The organism is Luteibacter jiangsuensis (assembly GCF_030812295.1).
Classification (GTDB): domain Bacteria; phylum Pseudomonadota; class Gammaproteobacteria; order Xanthomonadales; family Rhodanobacteraceae; genus Luteibacter; species Luteibacter jiangsuensis_A.
Window position 1 is genome coordinate 323024 of sequence record NZ_JAUSSK010000004.1, and the last position, 23554, is coordinate 346577.

General features: G+C 63.9%; 17 protein-coding genes, 1 tRNA gene and 1 pseudogene. 9 read left to right on the forward strand and 10 right to left on the reverse strand.

Features of this window, described 5'->3' with window-relative positions; translation table 11 throughout:
* Positions 1 to 23 precede the first annotated feature (23 nt).
* The 5 genes from J2T07_RS15275 to J2T07_RS19175 form a co-directional block, all read right to left on the reverse strand.
* A complete protein-coding gene (locus J2T07_RS15275; RefSeq protein ID WP_306850968.1) occupies positions 24 to 1772 on the reverse strand; it encodes a glycoside hydrolase family 13 protein in 1749 nt (582 codons plus the stop codon).
* Between the two features lie 126 nt (positions 1773 to 1898).
* The gene (locus J2T07_RS15280) at positions 1899 to 3185 is read right to left on the reverse strand and encodes a hypothetical protein (protein WP_306850969.1); all 1287 of its coding nucleotides are present in this window, start codon (positions 3183 to 3185) and stop codon (positions 1899 to 1901) included.
* Positions 3186 to 3295: 110 nt separating this feature from the next.
* Positions 3296 to 4804: a YadA-like family protein gene (locus J2T07_RS15285; RefSeq protein ID WP_306850970.1), complete on the reverse strand. Its 1509-nt coding sequence runs from the start codon at positions 4802 to 4804 to the stop codon at positions 3296 to 3298.
* A 527-nt stretch (positions 4805 to 5331) separates the two neighbouring features.
* Entirely contained in the window at positions 5332 to 6084 is a 753-nt protein-coding gene (locus J2T07_RS15290; protein WP_306850971.1) for an anti-sigma factor family protein, read from the reverse strand.
* A complete protein-coding gene (locus tag J2T07_RS19175) occupies positions 6081 to 6893 on the reverse strand; it encodes an RNA polymerase sigma factor (protein ID WP_430539367.1) in 813 nt (270 codons plus the stop codon). Before J2T07_RS19175 ends, J2T07_RS15290 begins: the two co-directional genes overlap by 4 nt.
* Positions 6894 to 6967: 74 nt before the next feature.
* Between J2T07_RS19175 and katG the strand changes: the two genes are divergently transcribed.
* Complete coding sequence (katG, locus tag J2T07_RS15300; protein ID WP_306850973.1) at positions 6968 to 9217, forward strand: catalase/peroxidase HPI; 2250 nt, start codon at positions 6968 to 6970, stop codon at positions 9215 to 9217.
* 52 nt (positions 9218 to 9269) lie between these two features.
* Here katG and J2T07_RS15305 read toward each other — a convergent pair whose 3' ends face one another.
* Positions 9270 to 10946, reverse strand: coding sequence for a cyclic peptide export ABC transporter (locus J2T07_RS15305; protein WP_306850974.1), 1677 nt, complete (start codon positions 10944 to 10946; stop codon positions 9270 to 9272).
* Positions 10947 to 11161: 215 nt separating this feature from the next.
* On the opposite strand from J2T07_RS15305, the gene J2T07_RS15310 reads away from it, so the two are divergent.
* The 3 genes from J2T07_RS15310 to J2T07_RS15320 all read left to right on the forward strand — a co-directional run bounded on the left by J2T07_RS15310 (position 11162) and on the right by J2T07_RS15320 (position 15239).
* Positions 11162 to 11350, forward strand: coding sequence for a DUF6229 family protein (locus J2T07_RS15310; protein ID WP_306850975.1), 189 nt, complete (start codon positions 11162 to 11164; stop codon positions 11348 to 11350).
* Positions 11351 to 11436: 86 nt separating this feature from the next.
* Complete coding sequence (locus tag J2T07_RS15315; RefSeq protein ID WP_306850976.1) at positions 11437 to 14307, forward strand: type 2 lanthipeptide synthetase LanM family protein; 2871 nt, start codon at positions 11437 to 11439, stop codon at positions 14305 to 14307.
* 107 nt (positions 14308 to 14414) lie between these two features.
* Positions 14415 to 15239, forward strand: coding sequence for a DUF5694 domain-containing protein (locus J2T07_RS15320; protein WP_306850977.1), 825 nt, complete (start codon positions 14415 to 14417; stop codon positions 15237 to 15239).
* A gap of 91 nt (positions 15240 to 15330) precedes the next feature.
* On the opposite strand, the gene J2T07_RS15325 is transcribed toward J2T07_RS15320, so the two are convergent.
* Positions 15331 to 16215 (reverse strand): LysR family transcriptional regulator, encoded by an 885-nt coding sequence (locus J2T07_RS15325; protein WP_306850978.1) that lies wholly within the window; start codon positions 16213 to 16215, stop codon positions 15331 to 15333.
* A 156-nt stretch (positions 16216 to 16371) separates the two neighbouring features.
* Here J2T07_RS15325 and J2T07_RS15330 point away from each other — a divergent pair, with 156 nt between their 5' ends.
* A complete protein-coding gene (locus J2T07_RS15330; protein WP_306850979.1) occupies positions 16372 to 17241 on the forward strand; it encodes an SDR family oxidoreductase in 870 nt (289 codons plus the stop codon).
* Positions 17242 to 17316: 75 nt separating this feature from the next.
* Here the strand turns inward: J2T07_RS15330 and J2T07_RS15335 are convergent, their stop codons facing one another.
* The 3 genes and pseudogenes from J2T07_RS15335 to J2T07_RS15345 all read right to left on the reverse strand — a co-directional run bounded on the left by J2T07_RS15335 (position 17317) and on the right by J2T07_RS15345 (position 20915).
* A complete protein-coding gene (locus J2T07_RS15335) occupies positions 17317 to 18630 on the reverse strand; it encodes an SIR2 family NAD-dependent protein deacylase (protein WP_306850980.1) in 1314 nt (437 codons plus the stop codon).
* Positions 18631 to 19233: 603 nt separating this feature from the next.
* A pseudogene (locus J2T07_RS15340) lies at positions 19234 to 20756 on the reverse strand (tyrosine-type recombinase/integrase).
* Positions 20757 to 20841: 85 nt separating this feature from the next.
* Positions 20842 to 20915 (reverse strand) — tRNA-Gly (locus J2T07_RS15345).
* Positions 20916 to 21050: 135 nt separating this feature from the next.
* Between J2T07_RS15345 and J2T07_RS15350 the strand changes: the two genes are divergently transcribed.
* From J2T07_RS15350 to trmB, 4 genes are read left to right on the forward strand one after another with little or no spacing between them, the layout of a single operon-like run.
* Complete coding sequence (locus J2T07_RS15350; RefSeq protein ID WP_306850981.1) at positions 21051 to 21749, forward strand: hypothetical protein; 699 nt, start codon at positions 21051 to 21053, stop codon at positions 21747 to 21749.
* Positions 21750 to 21795: 46 nt separating this feature from the next.
* On the forward strand, positions 21796 to 21996 hold the full coding sequence (thiS, locus tag J2T07_RS15355) for a sulfur carrier protein ThiS (RefSeq protein WP_306850982.1): 201 nt from the start codon (positions 21796 to 21798) through the stop codon (positions 21994 to 21996).
* 29 nt (positions 21997 to 22025) lie between these two features.
* On the forward strand, positions 22026 to 22826 hold the full coding sequence (locus J2T07_RS15360) for a thiazole synthase (protein ID WP_306850983.1): 801 nt from the start codon (positions 22026 to 22028) through the stop codon (positions 22824 to 22826).
* 2 nt (positions 22827 to 22828) lie between these two features.
* Positions 22829 to 23554, forward strand: coding sequence for a tRNA (guanosine(46)-N7)-methyltransferase TrmB (trmB, locus tag J2T07_RS15365; protein ID WP_306850984.1), 726 nt, complete (start codon positions 22829 to 22831; stop codon positions 23552 to 23554).

Here is a 23554-nt window from a genome sequence, read left to right on the forward strand (position 1 = left end):
AGTGATCGCGCGACTATAGGTGCTTATCGCTCGAAAGAAATCACCCAGACGGAGTACGGCGGCAGGATCGTTCCATCGAGCGTGTGCGACCGGCCCAGGGAGGCGTCGCTGGCGGCCAGCGTACGCAGGCCGTGGCCCTTGACACCGGATGTCAGCGGCCTTGGCTCACCGCTGAAATTCATGGCGACCAGCACCGGTTCCTTGCCTTCACGTACATAGGCGAGCACATCCGGGTTCTTCGTGTCGACGAAAGTCATCGCGCCGTCCCGCAACGCGGGATTGTCCCGGCGCAAGGCGGCCAGCTTGCGATACCACTGCAGGAGGGACGAGGGATCGGCCATTTCGCTGGCGACGTTGACGGTGCGGTAATTGGCGGCCACCGGCAGCCACGTCGTCGGGTTCGTGGAGAAGCCTGCTTGCGGCCCGGCCGTCCACTGCATCGGGGTGCGTTCGCCATCGCGCCCTTTTTCCTTCGGCCATCCGGTGATCCCGATGGGATCGCGCACGTCTTCCTTGCGCGCGGGCGTGCTCGTGGTCATGCCGATGGGGGCGCCATAGTACGTGAGCGCCACGCCCCGGTTCGTCAGCAGCAGGGCGGCGATGATCCGCGCGCGTGCGACGTCGTCGCGGCCATCGCCGAACCGGTCGATGGAACGCGGATTGTCATGGTTGTCGAAGACCAGCAGCGGCGGTTCGCCGAGCAAGTCGGTCTGCGCGGCCTGCAGGTGTTCGCGGAACCAGCCCGCATCGAACTTCGCCTGCCAGCCGAAGCCGGGGATCATGTCCATCGGCAGGTGCAGTTCGTCCTTGTGTTCACCGCCGTACCAGGGCAGGAGATCGCTGGTCTCGGGTGTATAGGTTTCGCCGATGAGAACGCGATCGCCCGCGTAGCCATCCACCATCTTTCGCATGCGCCGCATGACGTCGTGCACTTCCGGCAGGTTGTCGCTGTACTGGTTGTGCAGGTTCGGATCGCCCTGCGCGTTGGTACCGCCCCGCTCGGGGTCGTTACGCAACCGCGTATCCTCGAACAAGGTGGAGATCGCATCGAGCCGAAAGCCGGCAACGCCGCGATCGAGCCAGAAGCGCATCGCGTCGAACATCGCGGCTTCCACGGCGGGATTACGCCAGTTCAGGTCCGGCTGCTGCCGATAGAAGCGGTGGTAATAGAACTGCCTGCGTGCCGGCACCCACTCCCACGCCGAACCGCCGAAGACGGACTCCCAGTTGTTCGGCGGCACCTTGCCGTCATGGACGAAACGCTTCTGGAACGCGGTCACGCCCGGTGCGTTCGCGTCCATGCCATCGTTCCAGACATACCAGTCGGCCTTCGCGTTCTGGCGCGAGCTGGCCGACTCCACGAACCAGGCATGCTTGTCGGAGGTATGGTTCAGCACCATGTCGAGGATCACATGGACGTGGCGCTTCTTCGCCTCGGCCAGCAGCCGGTCGAAATCCGCGAGGTTGCCGTACTGTGCATCCACGGCCCGGTAATCGGAGATGTCGTAGCCGAAATCGACCTGGGGCGAGGGATACATCGGCGCGATCCAGATCGCATCGGCGCCCAGCGCGCGGACGTCGTCGAGATGGGCCGTGATGCCGTTGAGGTCGCCGACACCGTCGCCGTTGCTGTCACCGTAGCTGCGTGGGTAGATCTCGAGGATCAACGAGTGTTTCCACCACGGCGAACCCGCGTGAGGAGTGGCCATGGCCATGCCGGTGACAAGAACGGTGGCCATGCCGGCCAGGAGACGGCGCATGCGCTGGGGCATCGGGAGGGCATCCTCGGGCAAAGATCTCGATGAAAGCGCGCCACGGCGACAGCGTCAACAGGCCGAACTGAATTCGATAGAACGAAGAGCACCTCATGCGCGGTGCTCTTCGTTCCCTGGCTTCGCCTATTTCGGGTCCAGCGTAAGAGCCTGACCACTCACCGTGGAACTCACGGATAGCACATTGGTCGAGCTGCCAGTGTGGCCCTTGTTGTCGGTGACGCTTGCAGTGACCGTGACGTTCTTCTTCCCGTCCGTAAGCATCAGTGAACCGCCCACGACCCAGTCGGCCGTGACGCGAACCGCTCCGCTCGCGTCGACTTCGCTACCGGCGACGTCGAAAAGTCCCGCCAGGTTGGTGCCGGCGGGCACGATATTCCCATTCGGCTGACGCAGCGGCACGTCGAAGGTCAGCGTCAACCCCGGAAAGTTGCGATTGGGACCGCCCGCCTTGCCTGGTGTGGGAATGGCGGACGGATCCAGTATCAGGCCAACCGGAATAGCCGCGTTGAGTGGCTGTCCTGCCGACGTCTGCCCGGTTTCGCTGATCGCGATACCGTTATGGTTGCGATCGAGGCTGGACACCTGGATGAAGAATAGCGATCCATTGCTTGCCGTGAGGCTATTGTCGGTTGGACCCACCGCGATCGAGGTCGGCACTCGTGGCGCGATCATCGATACCTCCGGCCCCTGGCCATCGGACGTCGTGCCAGCCGGACCGGGGAACGACTCGGCCGGAGGCGTCAGATCCTGTCCCGAGGGCGCGGTCCGCGTCACCGGCACGCGGACCTGGTCCGTGGCGACACGGCCAGCCGCATCAACGACAGCGACGGTGATGGTGACGTTCTGCGCCGTCGCCGGCAGGGATTCGAGCACGTGCCAGCCAAGCCACGTGGTGCGCCCGCCTCCCGGCGTATCGTCGGTGCCCGCCACGTTGAATGCCGACGCGAAATTGGTGAATGCCGGCATGACGGTGCCATCGGGCATGATCAGGGGCTGATCGAAGAACACATACAGGCCCGGCGCGTCGGGATTGGACTGGCCCTTGAGCAGCCGGTCGACGTGACGGATACCGAACACGGGAGCCGCTTCCGTGGCCTCACGCACCACGAGAGGCACGCTGTCGCGCGTGATCACCTCGAGATTGAGCAGAAGATTCGTGCCGCTGAAGCTACCCGCCTGCGTCGACGAGATTCCGCCGGCTACGGCGGAATCGGCAAGCGGAGACACGATGCGCACGATGGGAGGGAGGTCGTTGCTTGCGATCGACATTTTGCTGTCGGCAAGCAGGCGAAGAAGCGTGGCCCGACCGGCGGGGTCGGTGGGCAAGTCATCGACCGCCTGAGCCGAGGAAACGAAAAGTGCGATCAGCGAGAGGCCGAGAACGGCCTTCCGGATGTTCGTGCTGAACATGGAGACTCCAATATAAGTGGTGGGGGGGGCTGCGAGGCGACGCGACGCATGGCATCGCAGCCTCATCATCTAGACGCGAAGAAATCGCTGCTTATTCCAGGGAGCGTGCATTACCAACCCATGCCGACACCCACGCCGGCGGAGGTTTCGCTTCCGCTGACGGCACCTCCGAAGGTCACGTTGGCATGACGGGTAAGCTGCCGCGAATAGCCCACGGCGAAGGCGGATCGCCCACCGTAGGCACCTGCTCCGAAACCCAACCGGTTCTCGTCGGCCACTCCCTGCGTGCTGAATGCCATTTGCGCCATGGCCGTACCCATCGCACCCACCTGATCAAGCCGCTTGTTGACTTGCTGGAACTGGTCGGAGACCTGGCGACGGTAGTTGTCGAAGTCTCCACGGCTCACCAGATTGCCCAGCTTGCTGTCCGTGTAGCTGCGTGCCTGGTCCAGGGTATTTTGGTCCCCTGCGTCCGCGTAGCTGCGCGCCGTCGCCAGGGCCTGGTCCACCTGTCCCGTATTGGCGGCATCGGTGGCGAGCGCACCGGCGCCCACGCTGGTGATCTGACGTGTATTCGAGACCGTTCCCACCGAAACGGTGTTCGCGCGATCAGCAACGGATCCCTGCCCCAGCGCGACCGAGCTGGCGGCGCTCACGACGCTGTCACTGCCGACCGCGACGCCGCCGGATCCCACCGGAACCGATGCCTGGCGACCACCCGCCGCGCCATCGACGGCGATGGCTCCGCTACCACCCTGTCCTTGCAATGTCCGGACGCCGTCGAGGGCATGCGAGACCGCACCATCCAAAGTGCTCAGGGCCGAACCGACGTCATGATACGTATTCCCCTGAATCAGGTAAGACGGCGGCTGTACGACACCATCCATACCCACGATGGAGCCACCTCCGAGGAACGAAGCAAAACCCGCGGCCTGCTGAACGCCGGTGGCGAACACCTGCCTGACCTGACCCACCGTAGCCGCATCGGTGTCGTCGGTACCATCGGCCACGTTGGTGATCTGCCGCTTGAGACCGAAGATAGCGTTGCCCACGGAGACGCTGGCGTCGCGGTCCGCAAAGCTGTCCGTGCCCAGTGCCACCGAGTGCTCGCCCGAGGCGATGGCTGCGGCGCCGAGCGCTACCGACTGCGCACCCATCGCGGCGCTGCGAAAGCCAAGCGCGATGGCATTCGTCGCATCGACACCCGAAAAGGGCACACCGGCTTGCGCGCCACTGCCGATCGCGATGCCATTCGTCGCGACTGTCTGCGCGTCGGAACCCAGCGCCAGGCCGTCGTCGGCGGTAACGCTGGCGTGGAATCCCGCCGCCAGCGATCGGGCGCCGTTGGCGGTGGCGGCACCACCCAGAGCGGTCGCCGCGTCGCCTGTCGCGGCACTGCCTATGCCGAGCGCGGTGGAAGACTGGCCCACCGCGTTCGCACTCGCACCGATGGCCGTCGCACCCGTTCCCGAAGCACTGGCGCCCGGCGCGGGGTCGCCGTTGGCATCGGTGACGAGAGGATTTCCGTTGGCGTCGACCGCGCGGCCACCGATGGCGACGCCACTGTCTCCGGTCGCACTGGCCTTCGCGCCGATCGCCACGCCGGTCAAACCGGTCACGATGACACCGTCACTACCGTCGCTGGCGCCGTTTGTCTGGAGCAGGCCTGAGGATGGTGTCGTGGATTGTGCGCTGGCTGCGAGCGGGGAGGCGAGAAGCATCGCGGCCACCGCAAGTGATGTCGCGAGTCCGAGGGCCTTCTTCGCAGGCGACGGCGCAATTTCATTTGCGACAACCCGTGCATCGAGTGAAGCGTTCCAAACAGTGAAGCAGATTCGATTCATGTCCATTCCAAAGGTTAGGTGCATGCCGCCGCTGGCGCTCCGCCAGTGGTGTCGTGTGAACAACCTCGATGAAGCCCTTCGCCGAAAGCGGGCAAGAGGACTCCCTGCCGGGTCGGACCCAACATGCAAGCGACAGTGAGATAGGGATCTAGCGTGAGCAGCGAGCGCGGAATCGACGAACGCCGACCGCGGCGGCGTGCCGGGTCCGTGTTGCGTCGTTATCGCTCGTAGATAGACGGCGTCGTCCGCCGCTTTATTCCTTGCGGGTTCGCCTCCCCTAAGGGCGACGAATCCGTGTCTTGTCAGCCAGCACTACGCATGGCGGCGTTGATAGCGGCAGCACGAGGATCATCGGCCCGGCTGACGACAGCGAAACCATACCCGCCTTCGTACCAGTAGTGCGTAAGGAGCCCGTCCTCGTTGCGACTTCCCCGTGTTCCGCGATCGAAACGATTGCTCTGACGGATGTACAGGCTCACGCGTTGCCCGGACTTGTCCTGATAGAAGATCAGCGCAGCCGGTCCTTCCGCTGTCGCGAGCAAACGGCCACCCAGGAGGTTGAAACCCTCTCCATGCAGATCCGGGAACGTGATCGAACGTCCCAGTCGCTTGGATAGCCACTTTTGTAGCGTGGCTTCGTTGTCGGCTCCGATTTCGACGGGGCGATTCGCATCGGCGGCGAATACGCGGTATGCCTCCACCGCATCCGCCATGGGCGCGACCGCTGCCCTCTCGCGTCCCAACTGCCACCCACCGGCCACGCCACCAGCGACACCGACCACAAGGATCGCGGCGGCAACCATGCGTACGCGCGCGCGAAGGATCAATCGCCGGCGCACCTGGCTCACATCCAGTCGAGGATTGGGGCGACTCGCCACCGTATGTAAAAGATCCGACCGAAGCAGGTGTGCGGTATGGCGCCACTCGAGCACGCGCTCGAGAACTGCCGGATGGCGCTGCAGATAGGCCTCGATCTCGGCGTGGCGAGACGTATCCAGCTCACCGTCGACATAGGCGTGGAGTTCTTCTTCACTCGGAGGGATCCGCTGGTTCATCGTACTATCCTGAACTTGGTAGGTTTCTTGGTTGCATCCATGGCCTGACGGAATGCCTTGCGTGCCCGGGAAAGACGCGACATGACGGTACCGATGGGGACGCCCAGCGACTCGGCGATGTCCTGGTAGGTCATGCCTTCGACGGAGACCAACAGAAGCACCGCCCGTTGTTCCGCCGACAGGTCGTCGAGTCGCTCGATAGACGAACGGTGCTCCCAGGTTTCTTCAGCGGACGGCGCCATGTCGACATCGTCGCCGCGAAGGATATCCATCCATCGGTTGAATCGCGCGCTCGCGCGACGCCCATCGAGGAACTGGCGGTAGAGAATCGCGCACAGCCATCCGTAAAGGTTTCCATCCACGCGACGGCTCGACCACTTCACGATCGCTTGCTCGATGCACGACTGCACGAGGTCGTCGGCAACGTGCATGTCTCGCGCCAATCCGAGGGCGAAGCTCCGTAATCGCAAGAGCAAGGGTCGCAATTCGGCCTCATCTATATCTTGCATTCCAGCGTCTGCCCAAATGAATCCATGGGGGTAGACGCGGGTCGATGTCGGTTTATTCCCCGGCGGGCGGGCTATCGCCGTTATAAGATTCAACCCCGGCGCAACGCAGGCCGCGCCTGCGGACCCGCACCATTCATGAACTTCTTGGGAAGTGCTTAAGGTGTGCGCAACGCTTGTAAGCTTCTGGGAAAAAGGGCAGGAAACCTGATCCGATTGCAGGAGTTGCGCTAATTCTCGATAGGCGCAGCCTCTTGTCATCATAAGATCAATCAATTTCTGCAATGCTCGCAATCGGGCCATGATCCAGGCACTAGGTACACCACGAGTCGCCGGCGCTCGATCCTTCGTTCCGGCAAGCCAGAGGAGACCTCCTGATGTCGAGCGAAGCGAAATGCCCTTTCAATCACACCGCCGGCGGCGGCACGACCAATAACGACTGGTGGCCGAAGCGCCTGAGGGTCGACCTCCTTAACCAGCATTCGTCCCGCTCGAACCCCCTGGCGCCGGACTTCGACTATGCCGAGGCGTTCAAGAAGCTCGACCTCGCGGCGCTGAAGAAAGACCTCGCCGACCTCATGACCGACTCACAGGACTGGTGGCCGGCCGATTTCGGCCACTACGGCCCGCTGTTCATCCGCATGGCGTGGCACAGCGCGGGCACCTACCGCATCGGCGATGGACGTGGCGGCGGTGGCCGGGGCCAGCAGCGCTTCGCTCCGCTGAACAGCTGGCCCGATAACGTCAGCCTCGACAAGGCGCGCCGCCTGCTCTGGCCGATCAAGCAGAAGTACGGCAGCAGCATCTCCTGGGCCGATCTCATGATTCTCACCGGCAACGTCGCCCTGGAGACCATGGGCTTCAAGACGTTCGGTTTCGCCGGCGGACGCGAGGACACGTGGGAACCCGACCAGGACGTGTATTGGGGTAACGAGACCGAATGGCTCGGTGGCGATAACCGCTATGGCAAGGTCACGCCGAAGAGCGAAGGCGTGCTGGTCGCCGATCCCGAGCTGCACGGCGAGGAAGAAGACCGCACCGAAGGCGGACGCAACCTGGAGAACCCGCTCGCGGCTGTCCAGATGGGTCTCATCTACGTCAATCCGGAAGGCCCTGAAGGCAAGCCGGACCCGATCGCCGCGGCGCACGATATCCGTGAGACCTTCGCGCGCATGGCGATGAACGACGAAGAAACCGTCGCCCTGATCGCAGGCGGCCATTCCTTCGGCAAGACCCACGGCGCGGCCGACGCCGCCAACGTCGCGGCCGAACCCGAGGCGGGCGACCTCGAACAGCAGGGGCTGGGGTGGAAGAACAGCCATGGCAGTGGCGTCGGTCGCGACGCCATCACCAGCGGCCTGGAAGTGACCTGGACGCAGACGCCGACGAAGTGGAGCAATCTCTTCTTCGAAAATCTCTTCAAGCACGAGTGGGAGCTGACGAAGAGCCCGGCCGGCGCGCACCAATGGGTGGCGAAGGACAGCGGCGATGTCATCCCCGATGCGCATGGCGGCCCCAACCGCAAGCCCACGATGCTGACGACCGATCTTTCGCTCCGCCTCGACCCCGCCTACGAGAAGATCTCCCGCCACTTCCTCGAGCATCCGGAAGCATTAGCGGACGCGTTCGCGCGCGCCTGGTTCAAGCTGACCCATCGCGACATGGGGCCGCGCTCGCGCTACCTCGGTCCCGAGGTGCCCGCCGAGGAACTGATCTGGCAGGACCCGGTGCCGAAGGTCGACCACCCGTTGGTCGACGAGAACGACATCAAACAACTCAAGGAGAAGGTGCTGGCCTCCGGCCTCACCGTGTCGGAACTGGTCTCGACCGCATGGGCCTCCGCCTCCACGTTCCGTGGTGGCGACAAACGCGGCGGAGCCAACGGCGCACGCATCCGTCTCGCGCCGCAAAAGGACTGGAAGGTCAACCAGCCTGCGCAGCTGGCGAAGGTGCTCGACCGTCTGGAGGGCATCCGTGCCGAATTCAATGGCGCGCAGGCCGGCAAGAAGATCTCCCTGGCCGACCTGATCGTGCTGGCGGGCAGCGCGGCCGTCGAGAAAGCGGCGAAAGATGCCGGCCATGCCGTCACCGTGCCCTTCGCGCCGGGTCGCACCGATGCTTCGCAGGAGCAGACCGACGTTGCCTCCTTCGAGCCGTTGGAGCCCGTTGCCGATGGTTTCCGCAACTACGTCAAGAGTCGTTACAGCGTGCCAGCCGAAGCGTTGCTGATCGACAAGGCGCAGTTGCTGACCCTGACCGCACCGGAAATGACGGTGCTCGTCGGCGGCCTGCGTGTGCTCGGCGCGAATGTCGAGGGCAGCAAGCAAGGCGTCTTCACCGACCGACCGGGTACGCTGACCAACGATTTCTTCCGCAACCTGCTCGACATGAGCACGGTGTGGAAGCCGACCTCCCCCGCCAGGGAATCGTTCGAAGGCAGCGAGCGCGGCACGGGCAAGTTGAAGTGGATCGGCAGCCGTGTGGACCTGGTCTTCGGATCGAACTCCATCCTGCGCGCGCTAGCCGAGGTCTACGGCAGCGCGGACGCGCAGGAGAAGTTCGTCGGCGACTTCGTGGCCGCCTGGACCAAGGTGATGAACCTCGACCGGTTCGACCTGCGGAAGTAAAGGCGAAGGTCATGCAGGGCCACCATGCATCTGCGTGGTGGCCCTGTCGTTTCTAGCTTACGCGATGCCCCGCTGCGGGGTCGCGCGCGGCATACGCCGCGCCGCCATCTCTGCGGCGGGTATCGGAAACGATGCGCCCGGCTTCGAGCTTCACCACGCGATCGGCCAGCGAGAAATAACGGTCGTCGTGAGTGATCGCCACGACTGTCTTGCCCCGTGCTTTCAGTTCCGGCAGTAGCATGCGATAGAAATAGTCGCGGAAGTGCGCGTCCTGATCGGCGGCCCACTCGTCGAAGAAGAAGATATCGCGGTCTTCCGCATAGCACTGCAAGAGCGCCAGGCGCTTTCGCTGCCCGGTGGAAAGGGTGAGCTTCGACAATTCCCCCTGCGTCACCTGGACCTGCGAGCCCAGGCCCAGCGATACCAGCAGCGCCCGGATACGTTCGTCGGGTAGGGGATGTCCCGCCACGTCGAGGACATGCGGAAAGAGGAAGAAATCGCCGAACACGCCCGTGAAACGCTCACGATGCCGCTGTCTGTCCAGCTCTAACGGCACGCCGTCGACGACGAGTTCGCCTGTGCGTGGCGTGAGCAGCGAGGCGAGCAGGAGCAACAAGGTCGATTTGCCGCTGCCATTGCCTCCGACGATGAAGAGGAGTTCGCCGCGCCGGATTTCCATGTCGACCGGGCCGAGTGCTATTCGTCCATCCTCATCGCCCGCATAGGCGTAGCTGACGCCCCTGAGCGCGATGCTGCGCCATTCGTCGCCGATTCCCGGGTCCGCCCCGTGTGCGGGTGGATCGACCTCACCACCAAGATCCAGGCCGACACGCTGGAGGTGTCGCAAGCTGGCGGTGCCGACGCCCACCTGCCGTGCCGCGCTCACGATGAACGCGACCGGGCCACTGAGGAACAGTGCGCCGATCACGAAGCGCATGATCGTCGCCTGAGGCAATGCCAGGCTCGCGTAACCGACATAGACGATGACGAAGACCGATGCGTAGATCACCGCCGACGACCACGCCTCATTGAAACCAAGACCCGTGTGCACCTGGATCATCAAGCGACGGGAACGGTGGATGGCCGGGCGGATGAGCTCATCGGCGACATGCCTGGCACGCGCGGCATTGAGCGCCAGTTCCTTCTTTCCTTCGCTGAGGTAGCGAAAGTACTCGAACACCTTTTCGTTCGCTTCGCGCAAGGCGTCGAAGCGGCGGCGTAGAAACCGCTCCAGCACCAGCGACGCCACGACCGTGACGCAGAGAAAGGCGGCGAGGATACCCAGGAGCGGCGGCGAAACGCTGGCGAGGTAACTCGCATAGAGCACGACGAGCAGCCCGTTGTACGCCAACAAGGGTGCGACGAGCACCAGCGGCGCGATGCTCGCCACGTCCTCGATGAGCGAACCGAAGATCGCGTGCTTCTCGTTGGCCAGCTTCTCGTACTCCAGGTCGATGAAACGCCGCGAGAGGTCGATCCGCAGTTGCGCGACGAGATCGCCACCCAGACGGGCCAGGATGAACTGCGACATCGCGCCTGTCGCGAGCACGGCGACCAGCCAGCCCGCACCCTCCAGCAGGGACGTGGCGCGGCCGGCATGCACGCCGTTGGCCGCCAGCTCGTTGATATACGACAGCAGGGCCATGGTGGACAGGGCGCTCGCGGCGGACAGGGCCACGGCACCGAGTACGAGGGCACGGTGTCGAAGGATGAAGCGCTTGAGGATCATCGATGCGTCCTTCCACCCGTCGTGGCGACGTCATCGCATGGTGCCAGACACCGGACACCGGCATGCGTCGCCTGTTGCGCGCAAATTCGGCAAACAACGCAAATCCTCGTCCCGGAATCATCAGAATGCTCCGGTGGCGTCGTCGTGGACGCGCCCGCCGCGACGCGCTTCTTCAACGTCCGGGCGCACATTCGTAACACCTGAGGAGTACTCGTATGCAGACCGACAAGATCCTGGCGGGATGGTTGAGTGGCGCCGACAGCGTAGGTGGGTATGACAATCCGGCGGGTTCGCTCTACACCGAGGGCCATGCCCAGACGGTGATGGCGATGACCAGCACGGACATCGCACTGATTTCCAACTGTAGTTCCTGTACGGCCTCCCGGCCGGGCGTCTGCTGCTAACTCGCGGTAGCCGCGATAGCCGTGGCCAACACCACGGCTATCCCTTCGCCATCCTAGAAACCACAACGGTATCGTCGGGACCGCCCATGGATGCAACCGCGTCGCAGAACGCCTTCGCCCCAGTCATCGCCTTCCTTGCGGACGACGCACGCCGGCGACTCGCCGAGGACATCGCCCGTCAATCCGGGCTCGATGACATGGAACGCCTCCTCGTCGCAAAGGTCGCGGAACGCGCCTTGCTCGACAACGCGGAGCGAAAGCTCAACCGCGTACTCCTGCTGGAACTGCACGCGGCAAAGCTCTCCGGTGATCTGCCCGAGGGAACCGAAGCCGAGCGTTTCGCCGCCTTCGTCGCGCAAGCCATGACGCCCGCTTTCGTCGCGGCGATCGATCGCCGCTATCCCGTGCTGATCCCCCGCCTCGCGCGGGTGTTGAACCAGCAACGCCATGCCATCGCTTCCATGCTTTCGCGGCTGGCCGCCGACCGCGAAGCCTTGTCCCTCTTCGTGGGGACCGATCTTGGTGAGCTGCGCTCGCTCTACCTCGGCGAGGGCGATGTCCACGAGGGCGGACAGTCCGTGGCACGCCTGACTTTCGCCGGCGGCACGGTCATGTACAAGCCGAGGTCGCTACGCGTCGACGCCGTACTGGATCGTTTTCTCGACACGGTGCTGCACGACGATCCTTCGCGCATACGCGTACCCGCGGTGCTCGACCGGGGCGATTATGGATGGAGCCGCCACGTCGACCATGTTCATTGCACCGACGACGCGCAGCTTGCCGTCTTCTATCGCAACATCGGGCATTGGCTCGCGGTCATGCGATTGCTCGGCGGCACCGACATCCACTACGAGAACCTGATCGCGTCGTCCACCATCCCATACGTGGTCGATGTCGAAAGCCTGTTCGTCACGGAGATTCCGCTTCCGCCCTCGCAGAAGGGCGAAGCCGTCGACCTCGCGCAGGCGCTCATCCGCTCCTCGGTGCTGCGCACGGGACTCGTCCCCTTCCGTGCGCCAGTGCTGGGCCTGGACGGCGTCGACATCTCCGCCATCGGCGCGCTTCAGGGCGAGCAACCGAAGGTCCGCGTTCCGGAGATCGTCGATGCCGGGACGACCGACGCCCGGGTCGGACTGGTCAGCGTCGAGATAGAGACCGGCAAGAACCATCCCTGCACCAACCCCGACATCTCACGTTTCTGGGAAGACATCGTCACGGGCTTCCGCACGATGAGCGATGCGCTCGCCGAACGGCACCACAATGGAGCGCTCACGCCCTTGCTCGAAGCCTTCGTCGGCTGCCGTATACGACGCATCCGGCGGCCGACCCAGGCGTATGTCGAGGTGATGCGCATGCTCTGGCATCCGGCATCACTTCACGACGAACCGGCCGCCATCGAGCGGGCGCGCGATCTCCTGGCGCGGAATGCCGCCGTCTCGCCCGTCGCCCCTTCCGATCCGGCCATCATCGCCGGTGAGATCGACGACATGCGCCATGGCGACGTTCCCGTCTTCGCCAATGTTCTGGATGAGTCGCAGCGGGACGAGGTGTTCCAGGCCTGGCTGGACATGCGTATCGAGCTGGAGGAACTGACCATTCGCGGCGCCCTCGTTACCGCCCACCTCAATGTGCGGCTCAACGACGACAAGCGTTCGCCCTACGATCTTTCCGCCCGGAACGCTCATGCCGGCGATCTCGATCGGCGGCGGCGGGCGATGGCCCGGGAGACGCTCGAACAACTCCTTCGCCTGTCCGTGCGCGGTGACGACGGCACCATGACCTGGATCAGCCCGATCCTCGGCCGTGGCGGCTGGACGATGCGCACGCTGCAGTCCAATGTCTACGTCGGCCTGGGCGGTATCGCGCTGGCACTCGCCGGATACGCCGAGGAAATGCGGCATGGCCGCGTCGACGAAGTCGCCGGGGTCACCGAGGCATTGCATGGCGTGCTCCGCATCCTGCGTGCCGCCGAGGACACCGACGAAGCCGAGGCGATCGGCGGTTTCATCGGGCTGGGTTCGCAGGTACAGACGTGGCTGACCCTCGATTACCTGCACCCGGGCGAGGAATTCCTGTCCCGCGCCGTGGCGCAGGCGACACGCATGGAACGCTGGGATATCGAGAACGAACGCGTGCTCGACATCCTGGAAGGCGTGGGCGGCGCGATCGTTCCCCTGCTCAACCTCGCGGACGCCACCGGCGATCCGCGCTGGCTGGCCCTCGCGGAGCGGGCGGGCAGGCATCTCGAGGCGACAGCCATCGTCGACGAGCGTGGCGCGCGTTGGCCCGCGTCGATCTTCAGCGAACCGATCGGGGGGTTCGCCCATGGCGCGACGGGTACCGGCTGGGCACTCACACGCCTCGGCCTCAGCGATGCCGGAAACGCCATCGACCGCCACCGCTGGCTCAACCTCGCCGAGTTGGCCTTCGATTTCGAGGAATCGCTATACGATACGAAGGCGGGCAACTGGATCGACGTACGCAAACCGGACAGCGACGACTTCGCGAACACCTGGTGCCACGGCAGCGTCGGCATCGGACTGGCGGCATGCGACCTCTACGAGCGCACACGGCACCCACGCCACCTGGACACGCTGCGCCGCGCGGTGCGCGCCGCCGCCGAAGGTGGCTGGGGACACAGTCACACCCTGTGCCACGGTGATCTCAGCACCTGGGAGTTGCTGACGCGTGCGGCGCGGCTCGATCCGTCCCTCGTGCCGGACACGGGACTGCCAGCCGCCGCCATCGTGCTGTCCAGCATCGAGGAGCACGGCATCGTCGGTGGCCTGGCACGCGATGCGTTTACCCCAGGCCTGATGAGTGGGGTCTCGGGATCGATCCTGCAGTTGGCCCGGATGCACCCGGCATGCCGGATGCCGTCGCCGTTGCTGATGGAGTATCGCGTGGCCATAGCTTCGCACGGTACGGCTCACGAGTACGACGTGGTGGCGACTTAGCCGTCCTTGCCTGGCATAGCCGAGTCCGCTGGTCATGCCATCAGTCATGCCAACCATCCAGGCAGGCCAGGCATCCCACCTGCTCACTCATCAGCGCAGGGGATCACATGCATCGCTGGATATCCGCCACCCTCCTGGCCGTGGCGTCGCTCGCCGCCACGGCGCAGGAGGTGCCGAAAATGATGTTCCTCGGCTCGGGCCACCTGGCCAACCACAATCGCGACGTGGCCAATACGCATGTGGAGGACGTGCGGACGCCGGCACGCCAGGCCGAGATCGAGCAGATGGTCGCGCGGCTCGCGGCCTGGAAGCCCACGCACATCGCGATCGAATACCCCTATGCCAAGCAAGCCGAGCTCGATAAGCGTTACGCGGACTATCGGGCCGGCCGTTACATCTTGACGGCAGACGAAACCGACCAGATCGGATTGCGGCTGGCCAAACAGCTGGGACTACCGCGTGTCGATGCCGTCGACTGGAATGGAGATGCCCCAGGCAAGGATGCCGACTACGACTGGATGGCATGGGCGAAGGCACATGGCAAGGCGGACCTGCTGGAAAACACCGTCGCCCCGTGGAAAGCCACGGCGGCGAAGGAGACCGAGTACCTGAAAGGCCACAGCGTGACCGACTGGTACCTCATGTGGAACGATCCCAAATGCATGAATCAGGATCAGAAAGGCTATTTCGAGCTACCGCTCTTCGGCGACGACACCAACAATCCGGGCGCGGCATGGGTCGGCCAATGGTATGCGCGCAACCTGCGCATCTTCACGCATATCCGCGCGCTGGCGACGAAGCCAGGGGACCGCGTGCTCGTCGTCTATGGCGCCGGCCATGGGCCGCACTTGCGTAAAGACGCGGTGGAGTCCAGCGTGTTTGAATTGGTCGAACCGCAGCCGTGGCTGACTGGGAACGCGACCGCCAGATAGGTGGCCAAGAAACCACCCGGACGAGCGGTATCGTCGATCTACACGTCTCCGGGTATCGCCCGGTCGACAGCATGGAAGAGCCGAGCCCCATCTACCTCAGCGGTACGGTGAACGATCCGCTGGGGTACTGCTGCGCCATGAATTCCACGAAAGCCCGTACTTTCGGGCTTTGCAGACGTCGCGACGTATGCAACACCCAAAGCTCGACGTCATCACCCGCGATCCCCCATGTCACGAGGTCTCCGCTTTCGAGCAGGCTTCCCACGATCGATTGCGGCAGCAAGGCAACACCCGCGCCCGAGGCAACGGCATCGCGGACCATCAGGAGCGACGACAGGCGCAGCACGGGTTGCGGCTCGATGGCGAGCTTGCCATTGCGAACGGTCCACACATCGCCATCGCGATAGGTGGACATGACCACGGCCGGCATTTTGAAAAGTCCGTCCCGGCGACCCTTGGGCATCGGGACGGATGGCGCCGCGATGAGGACCAACCGATCCCGGGCGAAGCAACGCCCGACGAGGTCGCTGTCCTTCTGCGGATTGATGCGGATAGCCACATCGAAATGTTCATCGACCAGGTCGACGAAACGATCCTCCGACACGGTCTCGATCTGTACTTCCGGGTAACGCTCGAGGAATTTCGCGGCCAGCCCTCCCAAGGCGAGTTGCGAGAACAACTGCGGTGCCGCGATACGTAAACGACCGCGTGGCATGGCAAGCCCATCGCGCACGGCCGCGAACGCTTCGGCAACTTCGCGCATGGGCCCTTCCGTGCGCCCCACCAACAACTGGCCTGCGTCCGTCAGCTCCAGGCGTTGCGTGCCGCGCTCGATAAGACGAGCCCCTAGCTCTTCTTCCAGATCGCCAACCCGACGCGACAGCGTCGCCTTGGATCGGCCCGTGGCACGAGCGGCCTTTCCAAAGCCTCCGTGGGTTGCCACGAGACGGAAATCATCGAGCGCATTGAGATCCATGGTGTCTCATATTTAGTACCAGGTGTCTCGATTCTATGGTCTGTGTATCGAATGTGGAACCCTCTATCGTTTGGTTCGTACCTCACCGGTCGCCGTCCATTTCTCCCTCTGAATCCGTATTCCCCACCACTCGCTTAAATAACCGGAGTAATCATCATGACCATCCTCGTTACCGGAGCCACAGGCAATGTCGGCCGCCACGTCGTCGAGCAGCTCGCGAAGCGCGGCGCCGACGTCCGCGCACTCGTACGCGATCCTTCGAAGGCGAACTTCCCGGCAACTGTTGCCGTCGCTCAAGGCGACCTGCTCGACGTCGACTCCCTGCGGGCGGCCTTCTCGGGCGTCTCCACGCTGTTCCTGCTCAATGCCGTGACCGCCGACGAGTACACCCAGGCACTCATCGCGCTAAACATCGCCCGCGAGTCAGGCATCGAACGCATCGTCTACCTGTCGGTGATCCACAGCGACGTCTACGTGAACGTTCCGCACTTCGCCGGGAAGTACGGCGTCGAGCGCATGATCGAGGACATGGGCCTCCACGCGACGATCCTGCGTCCGGCCTACTTCATCAATAATGATCTTTCGATCAAGGATGTGGTCACCGGGTATGGTGTTTACCCCATGCCCATCGGCAGCAAGGGCCTGGCGATGGTCGATACGCGGGACGTCGGCGAGATCGTGGCCATCGAACTGCTCCGCCGCGAGCAAGCGGCCGAACCGCTGCCGCTCAACCGGATCAATGTCGTCGGCCCTGACACGCTCACCGGAGCGGATGTCGCCGCGATCTGGACGGACGTGCTTGGCCGGCCGGTCGCCTACCTGGGTGAAGACATGGATGGATTCGAGAAGAGCCTCCGCCAGTACATGCCCAGCTGGATGGCTTTCGACATGCGCCTGATGGGTGAGCGGTTTGTCACGGAGGGGATGGTTCCGGAGGCTGGCGATGTCGAGCGGCTGGTGGCGCTGCTGGGGCGGCCGCTTCATTCGTATCGGGGGTTTGTGGCGGAGGTTGTTGCGGCGGGTTGAGGTCTTAGGATGGTTTAGGTCATCGCACGCGGTGTTGATAGCCTGAGGATAACCGACGAGCCCCATGACGTTATCTCAGTCTCGCGACACCACGGCCAGGGCATCGCTCGTTGGCTCATTGGCCAAAATGAAGGCCTTGATCAATATCCGGTTGGACACCAGGATTGACGGCCACTGATGTGCCCACGCCTTGTAGGCACCCCATGAATAGCCCCGCTTCCAATTGCTGGCCATGGTATCCATGGACCGCTTGCTTGCGGCAAGGAAGGATGCTTCGATGGCGGTGCCTCTGAGTTCCAGGATGCTGGCCAGGTACACAAGCCATTTGGCCAGATGCTCGTATTGCTCCCAGGCGCCATCGTCACCCGTGAGTTTGGTCTTGTCGTCCAGCACGCGTCCCAAGGTTGCAACGACCTTCGAGTCATTGATGCTCATGCCCGTGGCGCCTATGGACGCCACAATCTCATAGAACGAATGCTCAAGCTTCAAGTACGCCGATGCATAAGAGACGTGCTTGTTTTGAATGACATTCCGGATGTTTTCGACGGAGCGTTCCACCTTCTCTGCGCTGGGCAGGTCCGCATTGACCTCCGCGAAGAAGTCCACGACCTCCATTTCGTCGATCACGCGGATGCCAAAACAATGGGCGTAGTAGTCCTTGATGTGGGGGCTCACTGCCTCACGAGAGACCAAGAAAATGTTGGATCCGAGCACCTGTGCGCGGGAGAATCCCTTGTAGTCGCTCAAGATGGCTTTCAGGTTCGTGTCACCCAAGGAGTATCCGAGGATGACGACTGTGTTCTCGTGCAGGATGGTGCTCAGCTTGCGCGAAAAGTAGCTCTGCCCGTTAATGAAGCGGAAGTAGTCTTCCGAGGTCACAACCATGTTGTCTGGAGAATCTACCGAGCCGTGAACGTGGTACACCGTGATGCGCGCCTTGGAGCGGGGCACCGGGAGGCCTGGCGTGAGCGAGTGACACGCTTGGAGTCCCGCAAGCTGCTCGAGTAGCTTGTCGTAATTGGTCGTGATTGCGCTTAGCTCGTGCTTTGACAGGAACGCCTGAATAGGTTCGTTGCCTTTGCCAAGTGTCAGCCCGGACACTTGGGCGGCGATGTCGGTGTAGATGTCCCTGCCAAGCTTACGCAGTTCCAGCTGGAGCACCTGTGCGGCCTCTTCCATGGCCAGCGGATGCGGATGGTCGCGCGGGAACAGCGCGACCAGCAACTCATCTTTCTTCGGTAGCGGCTCGCAAACAGCCTCCAACAGGCCCTGCCAGGTGGGAGCCTGCCCGTCGGTGACCGCTTTGGAAAACCCGGTGCCGGTGAATAGGCAGAGGCGCCCGGAGGCGGCGGCATAAGCGATTTCGAAGATTCCGTTGGCCTTGGGCATGCATGCTGCTTCCATAATGATGCCCCTGTAGCGGCACGCTGTTTCAATTCTTGACGGCGCTGGAGAGGGGTACCAGGCAGGCGGTGCCTCAAGCTCCCGGAAGAACACCCGATAACAGCAGCTCCTTTCCCACAAGGCCGCCGCGTGCTGCCCCTCCTTCGATCGCTTCTCGCCCGCCTTGACCAAGTTGCCTTAGCCACCGGCGTTGCCTTGATGTTGCTGGCCCCAGGACGATGGCTAGGTTTATACTTTTCGCGATCGGAAGCTTCCTTCCCATCTGGCGGTCCTCGCTACCTATCGCGAAGGTCATCGCCACCAGGGCGGTACGGCGGATCAAATGTCTGGCAGCATCGTGTCCACGCCGACGCTTCGCGCTGTCCCGCGTGCTGATCGCCCCATCTTGGCTGGCCGCTGCTTGGCTCGCCATGCTCTGGCTGGTGTTGCTCGCATCCCTCCCGATGCTCGCTCGCGACCGAGAGCCGAACGAACCGTGCTTCGTCTGGGCCATCCAGATAACGCTGCTGGTAACGCCCGCACCGATCCACGACCAATTGAAGCTCGGCGGGGGAGCAGGTCAGTCGACGAGGACATGGTTGGTGCGCATCAACCTCCCTCCTTCTGGCGCCTTGGCCGCAAAGGAATGGCAAATTGCCCCCGCCTGTACGCGGGAACCTTGACGCACGGGTCGAACCTGGCGAGTGCGGTCACACGTTCCGGCAGACTTGGTGCATCGATGTAGAACTTGGGCAAAACACCGCCTTCGAGCGTGTGGCCGGTGATGCGGGAAATCGTCCCATGGCCCACGCCCGCCCGGTCGAGCCTGGTTGCAAAGGTGTGGCGGAAGGCATGAAAGCCCATGCCGGGGTCGGCAACACCCCGCGCCTTGATGTAGACGGAAAACTGCCGGCTCATCTGCCTGCCGAACCCGTTGCCGTCGTTGTTTGGGAGGTGTGGGAATAATCGCTCGTGGTTGGCACTGCGCATGTCCTCGACAAAGTCGAGGAATCCAGCGTCCAGCAAAGGTTTCGCAATGGGGATGAAGCGGAGGGAGCCTTTGTTTTTGAGCTTCTGACCCGGCTTTCCCTTCCGGATGTAGAACCCCGGCACGCCGTGTTCCACGGCAATGTCATCGACATGCAGCTGGGAGAGACCTCGGTCACCCGCGCACCTGTGAACAACCCGATGAGCGGCGCCCAGAACCGGTGCGGGTATTTCGCAGACCATGCGGCAAAGGCCACGGGCTCAAAGATGGCATCGAGCTCGGCTTGGGTAAACGCACGCCCCGTGTCTTCATCCGTATCAAAACTCGACGCTTTGGCAATGCCCTTCAACGGATTCCGCTGAACCTTGTCGTTCTCGATGAGGAAGTTGAAGAACGCCGACAGGCGCTGCCGGTGCTTGCTCAGGGTGTGACCGGCGGGTGGTTCGACACCAACGGCCTTGGCCTTCCTGATGATGTCCCGCACGGACAAATCCTTGTTGCCGGGAATCTTCGACGCGTTTCGCGGCCAAAAGCACACCTCGTCGAAGAACAACCGGCAGTCGTCCGAGGTCAGGGCGGCGACCGGCTTGTCGCCGATAATGCCGGCAAACAGGCGAAGGGTATGGCGACTGTCGAGAATGGTTTTCTTCTCACTTCCCGCCCGCTCCAAGTCACGCACATGCACCCCAAGCTGGTGGGTCAGCATGTCTTCCTGCTTGACCCGGCCCGGGCGCTGCACTGCCGGACCTTTTGCTTGTGGGGACGCCGCCTGCTCGCTCGCCTCTCTCACGATGGCCTGGAACTGCCGAGCATCCTGGTCGTTGTCGATTTGGACGTTGCGGAGGACGGTGCCGTTGGGCAATGCGACCTCTCCCAGCGTGAGGTCACCGCGCCCACCGCTGCGGGCAGCATCCAGCGCCTTTTTTAGGTCCACGACATTCCCCTGTCTGAGTCGGTCGAACGCCTCGGAGAGTGCCACAGCCATGGTCTCGGCAACCAGCCGAGCGCGGTCACCTTTGACCATCCGGAGAGGGCGAACAAGGAAGCGGGAGCCAACGACGGGCAGCAGGTCCGCAGGCACACGAAAGCGGACATAGAGTCCAGCAGGCCGATGCAGAAAAAGGGGCTTTGGCACGAAGGCGATACCTCAAACGATACCTTTTTGAAGGGCCGTGATGGGTATCGCTGATTGCCTGCAACCGTTGTGCCGCAAGGGCTACAAAGGAAGCTGGAGCGGGTGAAGGGAATCGAACCCTCGTCAGTAGCTTGGGAAGCTACAGCTCTACCATTGAGCTACACCCGCGTCGGGCATGGATGGTAATACGACAGTGGCGATGGGGGAAAGGTGGCGGGTGGCTGAACGCGTCCGTGGGTTCTTACGCCGGCTCCAGGCCCTGCGCGCATAATCCGGCGAGGGAATCCCTACGAGGGTCGTGCCATGCGTCGTGCGTTTTCGCTTTCCATCGCCATCGGGCTCGCGCTCGGCGCGGGTGTCGCGGGTGCGCAATCGCGCACCGTGTCCACGGCCGACATGCCCAAGCCGGGGGTCAGCTACATTTCCGGCCCCTCCGTACCCGTTCGCAAGGACACCGTGAGTACCGGAAGCCTGCCCCAGCCGCCACGGTTCTATGCAGGCGGGCAGGATGCCGTGGGTGGCGATGGCTATCGTGCCCCCTCCGGCTACGGCGATGGCTCCGTGGCGGAAAGCGGTTATTACTACGGCGGTGGCTATCCCCCGGGCTACGGTTACGGCTACGACCGGGATGACCGGCGCGGACACGGGCACGACGGCCACGACAACGGGCATGGACACGACCACGACGGTCCGGGCAATGGTCACGACGGCGGGCACGATCACGACCATGGCCGGAACGGCTCGGTGAGCCTGGCCGCCCCCTCCGGCGGAAACGCCTCGGCCAGCGGAGCCGGCGTGAAACTGGCGCCGCAGCGGCCTGCGGAGCGGGACAACCGCTGGCGGAATGGCTGGAATGGTGGCTACGGGAATCCCCAGCCGCAGCCTGGCACGGGCATGACGAACAGCAGGGCGCCGCTTCCGGGCACCGGCATGGGATCGGGCAACCAGCCAGGGACGGGGATTCCGTTGCAGGGTGGTGGGAATGGTTGGCGGGGGCGGTGAGGGTCGTTGCGGTTTTTCCGGAAGGTGGGTTGGGTACAATTGGCGGATGCTGATCACTCTTAACGGCGACGCGCGCGAATGCGCGCCCGGCACTTCCGTGTCCGCCCTGCTCGACGCCGCCGGTTATGCCGGCAAGCGCGTGGCGGTGGAGGTCAACTTAGAGATCGTGCCGCGCAGCGCGCACCCGACGCACCTGCTTGCCGAAGGCGACCGGGTGGAGATCGTCCACGCCATTGGCGGCGGCTGACGCCCCGCGCCCTCCCACGGATAGCCCGCATGAACCATTTCTCTCCCGCCGCCGACGACCTGCTCACCGTTGCCGGCCGCACGTTCCACTCGCGGCTGCTCACCGGCACCGGCAAGTACAAGGATTTCGACGAGACCCGCCGGGCCACCGAGGCCGCGGGCGCGCAGATCGTCACCCTGGCGATCCGCCGCGTGAACATCGGCCAGGACGCCAGCCAACCGAACCTGCTCGATGCGCTGCCACCCGACCGTTTCACCCTGCTGCCGAACACGGCCGGCTGCTACACCGCCGACGATGCCGTGCGCACCTGCCGTCTCGCACGTGAACTGCTCGACGGGCACAACCTGGTGAAGCTGGAGGTGCTCGGCGACGAACGCACGCTCTATCCCGACGTGGTGCAGACCCTGGCCGCGGCCGAAAAGCTCGTGGCCGATGGATTCGACGTGATGGTCTACACCTCCGACGATCCCATCCTCGCCCGTCGCCTGGAAGAGATCGGCTGCGCCGCGATCATGCCGCTGGCGGCACCGATCGGCTCGGGCCTGGGCATCCAGAATCGCTACAACCTGCTCGAGATCGTGGAGAACGCGAAGGTGCCGGTCATCGTCGACGCGGGCGTCGGCACCGCCTCCGATGCTGCCATCGCGATGGAGCTCGGCTGCGACGGCGTGCTGATGAACACGGCCATCGCCGGCGCGAAAGATCCCGTGCTGATGGCGCATGCGATGAAGCTCGCCGTCGAGGCGGGCCGCGCCGCCTTCCGTGCGGGGCGCATCCCGCGCAAGCGTTTCGCCTCGGCCTCGAGCCCCGTCGACGGACTGGTCGGTTGACCATGGCACACGACGACGACACACCGGGCGACGCCCCGTTCCACCGCCGCATCCGCAGCTTCGTACTGCGTGAGGGTCGCATGACCCCGGCGCAGCAGCGCGCGTTCGACGATCACTGGGCACGCTTCGGTCTCGACTACACGGGCCATGAGCGCGACCTCGACGCCACCTTCGGCCGACACGCGCCGCGCGTGCTCGAGATCGGTTTCGGCAACGGCGAAGCCTTGGCATGGGCGAGCGAACACGATCTCGCGCGCGACTACATCGGCGTCGAAGTACACGGCCCCGGCGTCGGCCGCCTGATGAACGCGCTGGCCGCGCGCGATGCGTCCAACGTGCGCCTGTACAAGCACGACGCCGTCGAGGTACTGGAAAACGAGATCCCCGCGGGCAGCTTGTCCGAGGTACGCATCTGGTTCCCCGATCCCTGGCACAAGAAGCGTCACAACAAGCGTCGCCTCGTGCAACCCGCCTTCGTGGCGTTGCTCGCATCGCGCATGGCACCCGGCGGTTTGCTGCATCTGGCCACCGATTGGGAAGCCTACGCGGAGCACATGCGCGAGACGATGGAAGCCGCCGATGGCTGGCGCAATCGCGTCGGGCCGGGCGAAGCCGCGGAGCGTCCGGCATGGCGCATCGAGACGCACTTCGAGCGCAGGGGCACGCGACTCGGTCATGGCGTATGGGATTACCTATACGAATGGATAGGCGCGACGACGGCCTCTTGA